Origin of the sequence: Methylobacterium sp. yr668 (genome assembly GCF_900116245.1) — a bacterium.
GTDB lineage: Bacteria > Pseudomonadota > Alphaproteobacteria > Rhizobiales > Beijerinckiaceae > Methylobacterium.
Genome location: NZ_FOZY01000003.1, coordinates 305,716 through 320,428, shown reverse-complemented (window position 1 = coordinate 320,428; position 14,713 = coordinate 305,716). Strand labels below are relative to the sequence as shown.

General features: G+C 73.4%; 12 protein-coding genes and 1 other RNA gene. 9 read left to right on the top strand and 4 right to left on the bottom strand.

What is annotated here, in order from left to right; all coding sequences use genetic code 11:
* The first annotated feature begins 99 nt into the window (after window positions 1–99).
* Complete coding sequence (locus BM419_RS06110) at window positions 100–1,425, top strand: MATE family efflux transporter (RefSeq protein WP_244540710.1); 1,326 nt, start codon at window positions 100–102, stop codon at window positions 1,423–1,425.
* Window positions 1,426–1,437: 12 nt separating this feature from the next.
* On the opposite strand, the gene BM419_RS06105 is transcribed toward BM419_RS06110, so the two are convergent.
* On the bottom strand, window positions 1,438–2,436 hold the full coding sequence (locus tag BM419_RS06105) for a lipid II:glycine glycyltransferase FemX (RefSeq protein WP_091925490.1): 999 nt from the start codon (window positions 2,434–2,436) through the stop codon (window positions 1,438–1,440).
* Window positions 2,437–2,795: 359 nt separating this feature from the next.
* Complete coding sequence (locus tag BM419_RS06100) at window positions 2,796–4,055, bottom strand: glycosyltransferase family 4 protein (protein ID WP_091925487.1); 1,260 nt, start codon at window positions 4,053–4,055, stop codon at window positions 2,796–2,798.
* Window positions 4,056–4,161: 106 nt separating this feature from the next.
* Between BM419_RS06100 and BM419_RS06095 the strand changes: the two genes are divergently transcribed.
* Together BM419_RS06095 and BM419_RS06090 are read left to right on the top strand one after the other, a co-directional pair.
* Complete coding sequence (locus tag BM419_RS06095; protein WP_091925484.1) at window positions 4,162–5,346, top strand: DUF1972 domain-containing protein; 1,185 nt, start codon at window positions 4,162–4,164, stop codon at window positions 5,344–5,346.
* Window positions 5,340–6,584, top strand: coding sequence for a glycoside hydrolase family 5 protein (locus BM419_RS06090; RefSeq protein ID WP_091925482.1), 1,245 nt, complete (start codon window positions 5,340–5,342; stop codon window positions 6,582–6,584). Before BM419_RS06095 ends, BM419_RS06090 begins: the two co-directional genes overlap by 7 nt.
* 35 nt (window positions 6,585–6,619) lie before the next feature.
* Here the strand turns inward: BM419_RS06090 and BM419_RS06085 are convergent, their stop codons facing one another.
* Together BM419_RS06085 and BM419_RS06080 are read right to left on the bottom strand one after the other, a co-directional pair.
* Window positions 6,620–7,918, bottom strand: a complete 1,299-nt coding sequence (locus BM419_RS06085) for a VpsF family polysaccharide biosynthesis protein (RefSeq protein ID WP_091925479.1) — start codon at window positions 7,916–7,918, stop codon at window positions 6,620–6,622.
* Window positions 7,915–10,020: a GumC family protein gene (locus tag BM419_RS06080; RefSeq protein WP_091925475.1), complete on the bottom strand. Its 2,106-nt coding sequence runs from the start codon at window positions 10,018–10,020 to the stop codon at window positions 7,915–7,917. The genes BM419_RS06085 and BM419_RS06080 overlap by 4 nt, the downstream gene beginning before the upstream one ends.
* A gap of 434 nt (window positions 10,021–10,454) precedes the next feature.
* Between BM419_RS06080 and BM419_RS06075 the strand changes: the two genes are divergently transcribed.
* The 6 genes from BM419_RS06075 (at window position 10,455) to BM419_RS06050 (ending at window position 14,574) form a co-directional block, all read left to right on the top strand.
* A complete protein-coding gene (locus BM419_RS06075) occupies window positions 10,455–10,709 on the top strand; it encodes a hypothetical protein (protein ID WP_020090689.1) in 255 nt (84 codons plus the stop codon).
* Window positions 10,710–10,778: 69 nt separating this feature from the next.
* A non-coding RNA gene (ssrS, locus tag BM419_RS06070) (6S RNA) lies at window positions 10,779–10,935 on the top strand.
* Window positions 10,925–11,542 carry a 5-formyltetrahydrofolate cyclo-ligase gene (locus BM419_RS06065; RefSeq protein ID WP_091925472.1) on the top strand — a complete coding sequence of 206 codons (618 nt, stop codon included), beginning with the start codon at window positions 10,925–10,927 and terminating at the stop codon, window positions 11,540–11,542. Before ssrS ends, BM419_RS06065 begins: the two co-directional genes overlap by 11 nt.
* A 3-nt stretch (window positions 11,543–11,545) precedes the next feature.
* Window positions 11,546–12,364, top strand: coding sequence for a TIGR00282 family metallophosphoesterase (locus BM419_RS06060; RefSeq protein WP_091925469.1), 819 nt, complete (start codon window positions 11,546–11,548; stop codon window positions 12,362–12,364).
* 207 nt (window positions 12,365–12,571) lie between these two features.
* Window positions 12,572–13,561 (top strand): MotA/TolQ/ExbB proton channel family protein, encoded by a 990-nt coding sequence (locus BM419_RS06055; protein WP_020090687.1) that lies wholly within the window; start codon window positions 12,572–12,574, stop codon window positions 13,559–13,561.
* Window positions 13,561–14,574 (top strand): peptidoglycan -binding protein, encoded by a 1,014-nt coding sequence (locus tag BM419_RS06050; RefSeq protein ID WP_020090686.1) that lies wholly within the window; start codon window positions 13,561–13,563, stop codon window positions 14,572–14,574. The genes BM419_RS06055 and BM419_RS06050 overlap by 1 nt, the downstream gene beginning before the upstream one ends.
* Window positions 14,575–14,713 lie beyond the last annotated feature (139 nt).

Here is a 14,713-nt window from a genome sequence, read left to right as displayed (position 1 = left end):
CGAGTCGCGAGACGATTGCGCGCCGCCGACCGCTTCCCGGCGCCGGCGCCCGGCCCGCGCGCCCACACGGAGACCGTCCACCCCCACATGACCGATTCGATGCCGCGTCCCGGTGATCGGCTCCGGCTCCCGGGCGCCGGCCGCCTCCGCCTGCCCGGACCGATGCGTGCCGTCCTGTCGGGGCGGTTCGCCGTGATCCTGTCGGGCGAGCTGACCCAGAGCCTGTTTCACTTCCTCCTCAACATCCTGCTGGTGCGCGCGCTCGGCGCGCACGATTACGGCCTGTTCGCCATCGTCTTCGCGGTCGGGGCGGTCGGCATCACCTACATCCGGGCCCTGGTGGCGGTCCCGGCGACGATCCACGTCGCCCGGAGCCTGGGGCGTCCGGCGGCGCTCGGCTACGACGTGATGTTCGGCTCGGGCGCGGTGCTGGTCTCCGGCCTCATGGCGGTCGCCGTCGGCCTTCTGCTGATCCCGGTGATCGGCCTCGGCGCCCTCGCGGCCGGGGCTTTCGTGGGCCTCTACGCCTTCCGCAGCTACCTGCGGATCGTGCTCCTCGCCCGCGGCCGGCCCCGGATCGCCGGCCTGAGCGACCTGGTCTACGCGGTCTGCGGCGGTCTCCTCGTCGCGCGCTGGCTGAACGGGGAGGGCACGGCCCTTCTCGATCGGGCCTTCGCGGCGATCGCGCTCGCGCACGCGGTCGCGATCGCGGTGGCCTACGCGGCGCTGCGCGAGCGGATCCGCTTCTCGCTGCACGCGCGGGCGCGCGCCCGCTACCGGGCCATCTGGCGGACCCTGGCGTGGTCGCTCGCCGGCGTCACCAGCCTGACGGTCCAGGGTCAGGGGCTGACCCTGCTGCTGGCGCTCCTGGCCGGGCCCGCCGCCTACGCGCCGATCGCCGCCACGATCGTGCTCTACGCGCCGCTGCGCATCCCCGCGAGCGCGCTGCTGAACATGATCCTGCCCGAGATCAGCCGGTTGCTCGCGGCCGGGCAGGTCGATGCCGCCCGCCGGCTCGTCGTCCGCAACGGCATCCTCCTCGGCAGCGGCTGCCTCGCCTACGGGGCGTTGATGGCGGCCGCCCTGCCGCTGGTCGAGGACATCCTGTTCAAGGGTCGGTTCGCCGCGCAGCCGATGGGCTGGATCGGGCTCGGTGTCTGGGCGGTGGTGACCGTGTCGCTGCTCTACGCGATCCCGCGGGCCTATCTCGAGGCCTCGGCGGCGTTCCGGACCATCACGGCGGGCGCGGTGGCGAGCGCCGCCCTCGGGATGGCCGTGATGGTGCCGGCGCTCCTGCTGCTGCCGCCCGCCATCGCGCTCGCCGGCCTGCTCGCCTCCGAGGTGGCGACGCTGGTCTGGTCGGTCTCGGCCTTCCGGACCCTGGCGCGGCGCCCGGGGTCGGCGCGACCCCTCGGCGCCGCGTGACCGGCCCGTCGCTCAGCGCAGCGCGAGCAGGGCCGGCGCCAGTCTCCGCAGCGCCGACGTCCGGCTGTAGACCCAGAGCGGGTTGTGCTGGACCACGTCGGTGCACAGGCCGCGCTTGAACTCGAAGACGGGCCGGTTCGCCGCCGGATCGATGCCGCCGAAATCGAAGACCCGGCAGCCCTCCGCCTTCGCCCGCTCCACGAAGCGCCAGACCGCGAGGGTCGCGGCGCCCGTCGCGCGGGCCCGCTCGTTCGAGGCCGTGTAGAAATCCGTGCAGCGGCTGTCCGACAGGTGCGCGATCCGCACGAGGACGCGCTGCCCGTTCTCGCGGACGTCGAGGAACAGCAGGTGCTCGTCCTCGGCCGCGATGTCGCGGTAGGCCTGCGGCTGCAGCGTCGTGGCGAAGCCCTTGCGCTCGCGCAGGGCCGCGAACATCGCGGTGAAGTCGTCGAAGGCTTCGAGGCGCTCGGCCCTGTCCTCGAGGAAATGCGTCGTCACCTCGGCGTTCCGCTCGGCCTTGCGCAGGGCCTTGCGCCAGCGCGGCTCCATGCCGGCCTGGATGGCGTCGAGATCCTGGGTCAGGTCGAGCTCGAGGGTGTGGTCGGGCGCGCCGATCACCGGGGCGAAGCCGTGCATCAGCAGCGCCAGCGTCGCGTCGCGGGTCTCGAACTGCTCGTAGTCGACGGCGAGGACGTCGAGCCGGCCGAGCGCGAGGTGGTCGATGAACGCGGCGAACACCGCCTCCGCGCGGTGCGCGCCCGCGGCGGTCAGCAGCGGGCCGCCCTGGACGTGGATGAACCGCGCCGGCCCCTTCCGGCGCGTCTGCCACTGGACGAAGGCGAGGTCCGCGCCGTCGCCGGACACGACCGCCCGCCGCACCTCCAGGCCGCGCCGCGCCTTGTAGGTGCCCCAGGGGCTGCCGCAATAGATGTTGGCGCCCGGGCAGGCCCAGACCCGCCGGTCCCAGTCCAGGGCATCCGCGGTCTCCTGAACCGCGAGCTTGGCCGCCATGTCGCTCCTCGTCCTCGCGCCCCGTCCCGGCCGGGCAGGGTTTCCCGCGCCGCACGCCTCATCGGTCAGGCGCCACCGCAATGCATCCTCGCGCGGCCGATCGTCCACAGGGTGACGGTGGCCGCGCGGGTCGGTTTCCGCTGCGTCGCGAGCGGGGCTCCGGTACCCGGGCGGCCGGGGCCGGTGAGGGGACGAGCCCGGGCCGGTCGTTGCGCGGCGCCGGCAGCAGGGCCGGCCGCGGCGCTTGGCCACGGACCGCGGGCGAGCAGGAGGTCGTCCCGGTAACCCCGAGGGCGCCCGCGCTCAGGGCGGACGCCTGTTCCGGACCGACGCCGGTCCTGCGGGGACGCGCGGGGATCCTAGGCGGCCGGTCGCGCCGGCGCGTCCGCGGCGCGGGACGGATCCGTCGCCGTCGGGCGGCGCAGCGTCGTCCGGACCATGGCCTCGATGCCCTCCGCCGCCGAGGCCTCCGAGAACAGGCTCAGGTAGCGCGCCCGGGCCGCCCGGCCGAAGTCGCGCCAGCGCGCCGGGTCGGCGACCAGATCCGCCAGCACGGCGGCGATCGGCTCCGGGCCGCCCGGCGGGACGATCCAGCCGGTCTTCCCGTCCTCCACCACCTCGGGCAGGCCGCCGATCGCCGTGACGAGCGGCGGCACGCCGTAGGACATCGCCTCGATCGCCACGCGGCCGAGGGATTCGGGCCGCTGCGACGGCATCGTGACCACGTCGGCCCAGCGGTAGAGGGCGGTGGGATCGGCCACGAACGGCTCGAGCGTGACCTGCGCGGCGAGCCCCGCCTCGGCGATCCGCCCGACCAGGGCCCGCTCGCGGGCCTCGTCCTCGAAGGCGCTGCCGACGATGCGCAGCGCGATCCGCCGACGCACGGGCTCCGGCAGGGAGGCCAGCGCCTCCACGAGGACGTCCTGGCCCTTGATCCGGCTGATCCGGCCGAGCATCAGCACGCGGAGCGGGCGGGCGCCGTCGTAGGCGCTCCGATTCGGCTCGGCGGGACCCGCGATCCCGTTGTAGACGACCCGGGCGGTCGCCCCGCGGGGCAGGGCGTAGGCCCGCTCGGTGGCGCGCGAGTTGAACACCACGTTGGCGCCGCTCCAGCGGATCAGCCCGCGCAGGACCTTCAGCACGGCGCCTTCGGGGATCTCGTGGACGTGGACGATGCTCCGGCCGGGGACCAGCCGGGCGGCCAGCAGGTAGTCGGCCACCACGGTGGTGTTGATGTAGACGAGGTCGCTCGCGCGGATGCGGCGCCACGCACGGATCATCGCGATGGGCAGAGCCATCAGACCCAGGGTTACGAGGCGCGCCAGGTTCTTGCGCCGCAGGATCCAGAGCGGGGCGATCACGATCTCGCTGGCGAAGGGCTCCAGCGCGGCCACGATCGGCCCGCGTCGCGGCAGCACCACGTCGATCCGCGCACCCGGATGGGCGGCCCGGATCGTGCGGACGGTCTCGATGAAGCAGCGATCCGAGCCGTACAGCTCAAATCCCTGGTGGACGCACGTGATCCGAAGCTCCGCCGCGGCGTTGGCGACGGCCCGCAGCGCGGGGGCGGCAGCACGATCGCTGTCGCGCGCCGCTCTCAGTCCGAAATTGTCTACCATAAGATGATTTCTGTATTAAATAAACAACTATCAGTTGTAGAGACCGGTCGTCGGGATTGTATCCTGCGGATCTACAATAGGGCCGACACATTGGAAAGGAAGTTTCATGCCTGACCGCGCACCGAAACTACTTATTCTCGGCACGCGCGGTATCCCGGCCGCCCACGGTGGTTTCGAGACTTTCGCGGAACGTCTCGCGCTCTACTTGGTCCAACGCGGCTGGCAGGTCGGCGTGTACTGCCAGAGGGATGTCGAGGCGGTGCGGGACCGCATCGTGCGGAGCACCTGGAACGGCGTCGAACTGATCACCGTGGAGATCGGCCTGCGCGGTCCGGTCGCGACGCTCGCCTTCGACGCCATCTGCGCCCACGACGCCGCGACCCGCGGCGGCGTCTGCCTCGTGCTCGGCTACAACGGCGCCGCGTTCCTGCCCTACTTGCGGGCGCGGGGCGGGCGTATCCTGACCAACATGGACGGGATCGAGTGGCGCCGTCCGAAATGGTCGCTGCCCGTGCGCGCCTTCTTCTACGTCAGCGAGTGGATCGCCGCGTGGTCCTCGCAGCGGCTGGTGGCGGACCATCCCGTCATCGCCGACCACCTCGCCCGTCGCAGGCCGCGCGGCGCCATCGCGACCATCCCGTACGGCGGCGATCCCCCGGCGGCCGATGTCGGGCCGCCGCCCCTCGGCCTCGAGCCCGACCGCTACCTCGTCTCGATCGCCCGCATCGAACCGGACAACAACATCCTGACGCTCGTCGAGGCCTTCTCGCGCCGTGCCCGCGGCGTGCGGCTGGTGGTGCTCGGCACGCTGCGGGTCGGCAACCCGTACCATCGCGCCGTGGAGGCGGCCGCCTCGCCGGAGGTGCTGTTCCCCGGGGCCATCTACGAGCCCGAGCAGGTCCAGGCCCTGCGGGTCCACGCGCGGGGCTATCTCCACGGCCACACGGTGGGCGGCACCAACCCGTCGCTGGTCGAGGCGCTCTGGGCGGGCAACGCCGTGGTTGCCCACGACAATCCGTTCAACCGGGGCACGGCCGGGGACGCGCAATTCTATTTCTCGGATCCGGACAGCTGCGCCGCGGCCATCGAGCGCGTGCTCTCCGACGGGGCCGCGGTCGCGGCGGCCCGCGAGGCCGCGCGGGCGCGCGCCGAGCAGTTCCGCTGGGACGCCGTGCTGGCCGCCTACGAGGACGCGCTGCGCCGTGTCGGCGGCTACCCGCCGGCCCCGGACCGCGCGCCGCGCGCCACCGCGGCCGAGCCCGTCGCCGCTCCGGCCGGTCCGAGATGGTAGGCCCCAGCCGGCGGTCGGTGCTCGCCGGCGTCCTCGCGGCGGGTGCGGGTGTCCGACCCGTCCAGGGCAGTCCCGCGCCGGTCGCCCTGCGCCGGGGCATCGCCCTCTGGCCCTGGTTCTCGCTGACCGCCGAGTACCCGCCCCCGCGGACCGACTACGCGTGGCCGCCCTTCCAGGCCGGACGGCCGGTGCCGGCCCGCGACGACCTCGCCCGGATCGCCGGGTTCGGCTTCGACTTCGTGCGCCTGCCCCTCGATCCCGGGCCGTTCGTGGCCTTCACGGGGCCGCGGCGCGCCGAACTCCTCGGCACCTTGTCGGAGGCCGTCGACGCGGCGCTGGCGGCCGGGCTGCGCGTCCTGGTCAATGTCCAGGCGAACGCCGCGACCCACCACTACACGCCCGACGCGTTCTACGGCTCGGACCGGGCGCCGCTCTTCGCGGCCTATCGCGACCTCGTCGGAGACCTCGCGCGCCTGTGCGCGCGGAAGGGCACGGACCGCGTGGTCCTGGAGCCGGTGAACGAGCCGCCGCAGGCCTGCGGCGGCGGCGCCTGGAACCGGGTGCAGGACGGGCTCCTGGCCGCGGCCCGCGCGGCCGCGCCGGCGCTCACCCTGGTGGCGACCGGCTCCTGCGGCAGCCTCGTCGCCGGCCTGACGGCTCTGGATCCGGCCGCGCTCGCGCGGTTCGCGCCGCTCCTCTACACCTTCCACTTCTACGAGCCGTACCTGTTCTCCCACCAGGGGGCGACTTGGCTCACCGAGGAGCCGTTCTACCGCTGGCTCACCGCCGTGCCCTGGCCCGGGAGCCGCGGCACGCTGCGCGAGACCCTCGAGGCGGTGCGGGCGCGCATGGAGACGGACCGCACGGTGCCGCAGGCCGAGAAGGCGCGCGACCGCGCGGTGATCGAGGCGAAACTGCACGCGTATTTCGAGGCCGCGCCCGGCCCGGCCTACATCGCCGACGCGATGGCGCCGGTCGCGACCTGGGCGGACCTCTACGGGATCCCGCGCGGGCAGGTGCTGATGGGCGAGTTCGGCGCCCTGCGCACCGACGCCCGTTTCACGGCGTCCCGGGCGCCGGACCGGGCCGCCTACATCCGGGACGTGCGGCTGGCGGCGGAGGCGAACGGGTTCGCGTGGTCGTTCTGGAACCTGTTCGACGGCCTCGGCCTCATGGACGACGCGCACGTCGCCGATCCCGCCCTGATCGCGGCGCTCGGGCTGCGGGCCCGGCCCTGAGGTGGCCCTCGACCGATCCGCGGCACTGCGCCCACTCAGCCGCGGCGCGGAAGGGGCGGAAACAGGACGATGAGCATCAGGGCGAACTTGGCGAGCAGGGTCGTCTTGCCGGCGAGGCCCTCGAACGTGTTCACGAGAATCACGAAGGCCAGGATCGGGAGCCAGACGCCGCGCCGGCAATCCCGCGCGATCTCGGCGAGGTAGAGCCCCACCGCGATCACCAGCACCCCCGTGACCAGGATGCCGTGGTAGAGCACGGCCGAGATGATCGAGTTCTCGATGCCCCATTCCAGGCCGTAGATCCGGCGCAGCGTGTTCACCTGCAGGAAGTCGGGGGCGAGCAGGAGCTGCCGGAACGGGATCGCGTCGAACACCGTGAGCATGTCGACCCGGGCCTGCGCGCTGCCGCCGTCCGAGACGAACCGGTCCAGCAGGGTGTCGAAGAACCCGGCCGAGGCGAGGACCGCGACCAGCACGGGCAGCAGGGTCAGGGCGAAGCACGCGCAGGCCGCCGCCGCCAGCGGGACGCGGCCGGTGCGCAGGGTGCGGTTCAGGGACACGAGCCCGACAGCGCCGCCGAGGATCAGCGTCGTGACGGTGGCCGAGCGGCCCCCGAACGTGACCAGGGCGACGAGCTGGAGGCCGATCATGGCGGCGCGCGGCATCGGCGCCAGGCGGCCGCCGCCCTTGGCCAGCGCCAGGATGTAGCACGCCGTCATGGTCGCGTTGGCCAGCGGGTGGCCCTGGAGGGCCGCCGAGCGGGTGTCGGACTCGAATGCCACGCCGTCGAACCGGTAGGGGAAGAAGCGCTGGCCGCTCGCGAGCTCGAACAGGCCGAGCAGGGCGTTGGCGAGCATCACGAGGTGGAAGATCGTCTCCAGCCGCCCGAGCGTTTCGGCGTCCCGGTCCATCAGGAGGATCGGGACGAGGCCGGCGAGCACGAAGGTGTCGATGGAGCCGGCGAGGCCCGCGCCGCCCCGGGCCGCGATCAGCGCGAGGAGCAGCACGCCGCAGGCGGCCAGGAGCACGCTGGCCGGCCGCCGGTTCAGCGCCCCGGCCACCGGGACCACCGGATTGCCCGCGCGCATCAGGGTCCAGCCGATCAGGACGACCGCCAGGTAGGTGGCGGGGTGGATCTTCGAGGCGGCCGAGCCGGTGATCCCCTCGTAATTGAGGCCGAGCACCCACAGGAGGCCGCCCGAGACCCCGACGAGGAGCAGGGCCCAGACCGACAGGGCCACCGATTCCGCCCGCAGCAGGGCGCGCAGCACCGGACCCGTGCGCGCCGCCGGATCGTGGCGGCGCGCGAAGCCGGTCTGCCGGAGGGTCCTCACGCCTTGCGCCGGGTCAGGAGCAGGGAGCCGGAGATCGGCCGGCCCAGCGCCTCCGACGTGTCGACGAGGTCGATCAGGTCGCGCTGGCGCGTCGCGCCGTTGCAGGCGACGAGGAGCAGCCGGTCGGCGGCCGCCGCCAGGGGACCGAGCCGCAGGTTCTCGGTCAGCACGCCGCCGTCGACGAGCACGAGGTCGAAGCGTCCCTTCACGCCCGCGATGAAGCGCTCGACATTGGCTGGGGTCAGGGCGTCGCGCAGGGGCTTCTCGGTGTCGCCGAGCCCGACCCGGCGGGCGCCGGAGGCCGGGTCCGTCCGGGTCACGGCGTTGAGGCTCTGCTCGCCGCGGAGCACGTCGAGGAGGCCGCCGGTGCCGGAGCCGTCCGCCCGCAGGTCGGCGTCGACGCGCAGGACGCGGTCGCCGCGCGCGACGGCCACCGCGGCGAGCAGCCCGATCACCGCCTGGCGCTCGGCCTCGTCGGATTCGCCCGAGGTGACGAGCAGCGCCAGCGCGTGGCCGCTCTCGCCGGAGGTCGCGGCCAAGTGGTCGAGGGTGAGGCTCGCGGCGCTCGCGCTCGCGCCCCGCGGCCGCAGGCCGGGCAGCACGGCCACCACCGGGGCGTTCGACAGCCGCTCCAGCTGCCGCGGTGAGAGCACGGTCGGCGCCAGATATTCCCGCGTCAGCGCGAGGCCGGCGCCGAGGCCGAGGCCGCCCGCGAGGGCGGCGGCGACCAGGATCAGCCGCGGCGGCCAGCTCGGATCCTGCGGCGGCCGCGCCGCGGTGATGATCCGGGCGTTCGAGCTGTCGATGCTGGTCTGCTCCTTGATCTCCCGGGCGCGCACCAGGAAGGCGTTGTAGACGGAGCGCGCCGCGTCGACCTCGCGCTCGAGCTCGCGCTGCTGCACCGACGACTGGGCGTTCACCGCCGACTGCCGCTGCAGGCGCTCCAGTTCCGCCGCGAGGGTCCGCTCGTTGGCCTGGGCGCGCTGGGCCTCGGTCTCCGCCGCGCCCGCGATGCGGTTCAGCTCGGCGTCGATCAGCCGGCGGACGTCCTGCATCTGGGCGCGCACCGCGGCGATGAACGGGTGGCGCTCGCCGAGATTGGTGCGCAGGTCCGCCTCCTTGGCGGCGAGCTCCGCGTACTGCCCGCGCAGGCGCTCGATCACCGAGGACTGGACCGCCTCCGGCATCGCCCCGGACCCGATCGCCTGCCCGCGCGCCTCCCGGATCCCCTGGAGCCGCGCCCTGGCGTCGGCGGTTCGCGCCCGCGCGGCGACCAGCCGCGCGTTCAGGTCGGTGAGCTGCTGCTCGTTCACGAGCCGGCCGCTCGACGCGATCAGGCCGTTGCGCGCCTTGTAATCCTCGAGCTTCTTGTCGGCGACGTTGACCGCGTTGCGCAGCTCGTCGAGGCGGCCGCGCAGCTCGCCCGCGGCGCGCTTGGCGGCGTCCGAGCGGGCGTCGGTCTGGTCCGTCAGGTAGGCGCTCGCGATGGCGTTGACGATCCGCGCCGAGAGGTCGGGATCCGTCGTGGTGACCACGAGATCGATGACGAAGACCTTGTCGGCGCGCTTGACCGCGAGCCGCCGCCGCAGCTGGTCCAGCGCCCGGCCGCGGGCGTCGACGGGCCGCTCCGCCCTCGGCCCGGCCACCAGCGCGCGGAGCTCGCCGAGGACCCGCGTGACGACGCCGTCCTGCGGCGCGCCGAAGCCCGGCGCGGTCGCGAGCCCGACCTGATCGACCGCCCGGCCCAGCACGGCGTCCGACTCGATCACCTTCACCTGGCTCTCGACCTGGGCGATGCCGCCGTCCGGCGAAAGCCCGGCGGGGTTGACGTCGTTCGAGACGACCTGGCGGTCGCGGGGATCGATCAGGATCTGCGCCGTGGCGGTGTAGAGGGAGGGCGTGATCAGCGCGTAGGCGAGGGCGAGCAGGCCGAGGATCAGCGCCGTCCCGAGGACCAGCCGCTTGCGCCGCCACAGGATCCGCCACAGGTCGCCCAGCTCGGCGGTGGTGTCGGGGCGGTTCGGGCCCGGACGCTCGGGATGGGCCGGCTGCACGGGGGTGAGCCACGTCGCGACAGCGATGTTATGGTCGATCTGTGCCACGATCGGTCACCGTCGTCTCAAACCTGGTCGGTCCCTCGCGGGTGCCTTCCCCACTGCAAGAGTCGCGCAGCCTCCTGACAATGGATCGGGACCGCGATCCGCGCCCGAGCGGCTCGGATGACTGGGAGCGTGGTAAATCAAATCCGCGCGGCGCGCTCCCGCGCACGCCTCGTTCATCGCGGTCCCGGTGTTGCTGCAGCGTGTCGGCGGCGCGGACGCGGCGTCGCATCGCGGCGGGCCGCCGAGGGACCGTCCGGATGTCCCGCACGCCGCGCTGCCGCAGCGCCCGCCGACCCAGACCCATGCGTTCAGACATCGGCGTGGATAACGCCTTCGGGCTGCTCTATTCCCCGATCGGATAAATTGTATTGGCTCTTCCAAGACGCAACAATCGCTTCAAGCTGCGATCTGTACTCTAATTCAGGTGCTCTGCCATGGAAGCGATCGGCGTCGAGGACCGGGGCGGCGGCCGGCGCGACGCCAGCGCCCGCCTGCGTCGGATCGCGGCCGCGACCGGCGTCCCGCTCGCCGCGTTCTTCGGGGCGCCGGCGCCGCGCCCGCTGGCCGAGCTCAGCGAGCTGATCGGCCTGTGGCAGTCGATCGCCGACCAGGAGGGCCGCAACGCGATCCTGGCGGTGGCCCGGGCGCGGGCCGCCGGGACGAAGGACGGGCCGGGCGGGCCGGCCTGACGGACCGGCCCGCGGATTTTGCGGCGCCCGGCCCTGGCGGGAACGCGCCGGGACCGCTACATGATGGGAGCGGGGCTGCAGAGTTCGTCAGGAGCACTATCCCCGGGGCCTTATCGACTCCCTCGGGAGCTGTCCCTGGCCTCGTCCCTGGACTTGGCCAACACGGCGCCCACCTACGCTGTAGGTTTCCCGGGATCGATCCTCCAACGGCTCACGTGGCTCCGCACCCGACCTCTCCCAGAACCGGCACCGAGGCTCCGGACGCCGCCCGCAAGGCGGAACTGCGCGCCGCGGCCCTCGCCGCCCGCGACGCCCTCGATCCCGCGGCCCGGCAGGCGGCCTCGACGGCGATCGGGGACGCGCTCCTCGCGCTGCCCGAGCTCGCCCAGGCCCGTCTCGTGGGCGCCTTCTGGCCGATCCGCAGCGAGGTCGATCCCCGGCCCGCCGCCGAGGGCCTGCGCGCCCGCGGGCAGGCCGTCGCCCTGCCGCACGTCACGCCGGACGGCCTGGTGTTCCGGGAATGGCGCGCCGGCGACGCCCTCGTCGCCGGCCGGTTCGGCCTCAGCGAGCCCGACCCGTCGCTGCCGCCGGTGGAGCCCGACGCGCTGATCGTGCCGCTCGCGGCCTTCGACCGGACCGGGCAGCGCATCGGGTACGGCCGCGGCTACTATGACGGCGCGATCGCGCGCCTGTCCCGGACGAACCCCGTCCTGACCGTCGGCATCGGCTTCGCTGCCCAGCAGGTGGCGCGGGTGCCGGCCGAGCCGCACGACCGCCCCCTCCAGTTCGTGATCACCGAAGACGGCGTGATCCGCTGCGACAGGACCGCCTGACCCATGCGCCTGCTCTTCCTCGGCGACGTCGTCGGGCGTTCGGGCCGCACCGTGGTGTGCGAGCAGCTGCCACGGCTCCGGGAGCGCTGGCGCCTCGACTGCGTGGTGGTCAACGGCGAGAACGCGGCCGGAGGCTTCGGCATCTCCGAGACGATCTGCGACGAGCTGATCCAGGCGGGCGCCGACGCGGTCACCCTCGGCAACCACAGTTTCGACCAGCGCGAGGCGATGGTGTTCATCGCCCGCCAGCCGCGCCTGGTGCGGCCGGCGAACTATCCGCCCGGCACCCCGGGCCGCGGCGCCACGGTCGTGGAGACCCAGGGCGGCGCCCGCGTCCTCGTGGTCAACGTGATGGGCCGGGTCTTCCTCGACGCGATGGACGACCCCTTCGCGGCGGTGGAGCGCGAGCTCACCGCCTGCCCCCTCGGCGCGGCGGCGGACGCGGTGATCGTCGACGTCCACGCCGAGGCGACGAGCGAGAAGCAGGCCTTCGGCCACTACCTCGACGGCCGGGCGAGCCTCGTCGTCGGGACGCACACGCACACGCCCACGGCGGATCACCGGATCCTGCCCGGCGGCACGGCCTACATGTCGGATGCGGGCATGTGCGGCGATTACGATTCGGTGATCGGCATGCAGAAGGACGAGCCGATCCGCCGCATGATCCAGAAGACGCCCGGTTCCCGCTGGGAGGTCGCCGTCGGCGAGGGCACCCTGTGCGGCATCGCGGTGGAGACGGACGCGCGCGGCCTCGCCACGCGGGTCGCGGCCCTCCGCCTGGGGCCGAATCTCGAGGAGACCGCGCCGCATTTCTGGGATTAGCGCCCTGTCCGGCCCGGTGGATGCCGGTTTGGCGTAAGGCGGTCGCGGGCCGCTAAGCCTTTTGTGCGGGACTGGTCTCGATCGGCCTGGGCATAGCTCCGCGATGACCTTCCCGAGACTTGATCGCGTGCGGGCCTACCCCCACAGTGCCCCCCGAGGGGCGCCGATGGCCGGCTGCCGCGTGGTGAGATCAGGCTAGAACGATCGATGGCCGCCCGAGAAACCGGCGACGACAAGAATGGGCCGCTGGCACAGCCCGGGATCTATCTCGGGCGGATGGTCATCTTCCTGATCCTTGTAGGCTTCCTGGCCTTCATTCTGTTCCGGCAGATCACACCGGCCTTCCTGGCCAATCCCGGGCTCAACGGGCTCATCCTCGGTGTGCTGCTGATCGCCGTCCTGATCGCCTTCGGGCAGGTCGTCCGGCTGTTCCGCGAGACCGCCTACGTCAACGCCGTCGCGGGCGGCGCGCAGGTCAAGAAGCCGCCCGCCCTGCTGGCGCCGATGGCGCCGATGATCGCCGCGCGGGCCGGCGGAGCCACCCTGCCGGGGACGACCGGCTACCTCGACACGATCGCGGTGCGCCTCGACGAGGGCCGCGAGATCCTGCGCTACATCTCCGGCATCCTGATCCTGCTCGGCCTGCTCGGCACCTTCTGGGGCCTCATCGACACGCTGTCGGCGGTCGGCGGCGTCATCAAGGGCATGCGCGGCGGCGGCGATGCCGGCGTGATGTTCGACGAGCTGAAATCGGGCCTCGCGGTGCCGCTCTCGGGCATCGGTCTGGCCTTCTCGGCCTCGCTGTTCGGCCTCGCCTCGTCGCTGATCACCGGCTTCCTGGAACTGCAGGCGGGCCAGGCCCATGCCCGGTTCCACAACGAGTTGCAGGACTGGTTGATGTCCGGCGCGGCAGCCCCGGAGACGGCGCCGGTCGCGGCGGCGGCGACCGCGGCGCGGCCGGCCGCCGGCACGCAGGAGCTGAAGGAGGCGGTCGACCGCCTGAGCGCCCTGGTGGCCGAGGGCGGCGGCAGCCGCGCGGCGACCCAGGCGATGACCAACCTCGCCGAGGGCATCCAGGGGCTCGTCCAGCACATGCGCGCGGAGCAGCAGATGATCCGCGACTGGGTCGAGGCGCAGGCGAGCCGCGAGCGCGAGCTGAAGCAGGTGCTGGACCGGCTGGGCCGGGAGCGCGTCTAGTGGCCTCCACGGCGACCCGGACCCGGCGGACGCTCAACGTCTGGCCCGGCTACGTCGACGCGCTGGCCACGCTGCTGCTGTCGGTGGTCTTCCTGCTCACGGTCTTCGTGGTCGGGCAGTTCTTCCTGTCGCAGGAGCTGACCGGACGGGACGAGACCCTGGCCAGGCTCAACCGCCAGATCGCCGACCTCACCGACCTCCTCGCCCTGGAGCGGACGAACCGCCGCAACCAGGAGGAGGAGGCCCGCAATCTCCGCACGACGCTCGCCGGCGTCGAGGCCGAGCGCGACCGGGCCAAGGTGCAGGCCGAGGCCGCGACGGTCAGCCAGGGCGCGGCGGGCACCCTCGACAAGCAGCTGGAGACCGAGCGCGGCGCGACCCGGCGGGCGCAGTCCCAGATCGACCTGCTCAACGAGCAGATCAGCGCCATGCGCCGCCAGCTCGCAGCCCTGGAGGACGCCCTCGCGGCCTCCGAGAGCCGCGACAAGGAATCCCAGGCCCGGATCGCCGAGCTGGGCAGCCGGCTGAACGTCGCCCTCGCGCAGAAGGTCCAGGAGCTGGCCCGCTACCGGTCCGACTTCTTCGGCCGCCTGCGGCAGATCCTCGGCAACCGGCCCGACATCCGCGTGGTCGGCGACCGCTTCGTGCTGCAATCCGAGGTGCTGTTCCCGGCCGGCTCCGCGACCCTCAAGCCCGAGGCCGGGCCGGAGCTCGACCGCATCGCCGGCGCGGTCTCGGAGCTCGCCAAGCAGATCCCGGCGGACCTGCCCTGGGTGCTCCGCGTCGACGGGCACACCGACGCGCGCCCGATCAGCACGTCGCAGTTCCCGTCGAACTGGTCCCTCTCGGCGGCGCGCGCCATCGCGGTGGTGCAGTTCCTCGCCGGCAAGGGGATCCCGCCGCAGCACCTCCTGGCGGGCGCCTTCGGCGAGTTTCAGCCCCTGGAAGCCGGGGCGACCGAGGAAGCCTACGCCCGCAACCGCCGGATCGAGATGAAGCTCACCGAGCGCTAGCGCTATGGGCCGTCGCGGCGCCACAGGGGGTGTCGGCGCGCGGCCCGCGTCCGGTGACCAGTTTCGCGGCGATCTCGCTCCGCGTTCCCAGGTGCATGTGCCGATCAAGCCAGCATCCGATCGTCTTACGAGAGCTTCG

Excerpts from the sequence above, each read along its gene's own strand:
- BM419_RS06110 (WP_244540710.1), top strand. The coding sequence starts at position 100 with ATGCCGCGTCCCGGTGATCGGCTCCGGCTCCCGGGCGCCGGCCGCCTC.
- BM419_RS06105 (WP_091925490.1), bottom strand. The coding sequence starts at position 2,436 with ATGGCGGCCAAGCTCGCGGTTCAGGAGACCGCGGATGCCCTGGACTGG.
- BM419_RS06100 (WP_091925487.1), bottom strand. The coding sequence starts at position 4,055 with ATGGTAGACAATTTCGGACTGAGAGCGGCGCGCGACAGCGATCGTGCT.
- BM419_RS06095 (WP_091925484.1), top strand. The coding sequence starts at position 4,162 with ATGCCTGACCGCGCACCGAAACTACTTATTCTCGGCACGCGCGGTATC.
- BM419_RS06090 (WP_091925482.1), top strand. The coding sequence starts at position 5,340 with ATGGTAGGCCCCAGCCGGCGGTCGGTGCTCGCCGGCGTCCTCGCGGCG.
- BM419_RS06075 (WP_020090689.1), top strand. The coding sequence starts at position 10,455 with ATGGAAGCGATCGGCGTCGAGGACCGGGGCGGCGGCCGGCGCGACGCC.
- BM419_RS06060 (WP_091925469.1), top strand. The coding sequence starts at position 11,546 with ATGCGCCTGCTCTTCCTCGGCGACGTCGTCGGGCGTTCGGGCCGCACC.
- BM419_RS06055 (WP_020090687.1), top strand. The coding sequence starts at position 12,572 with ATGGCCGCCCGAGAAACCGGCGACGACAAGAATGGGCCGCTGGCACAG.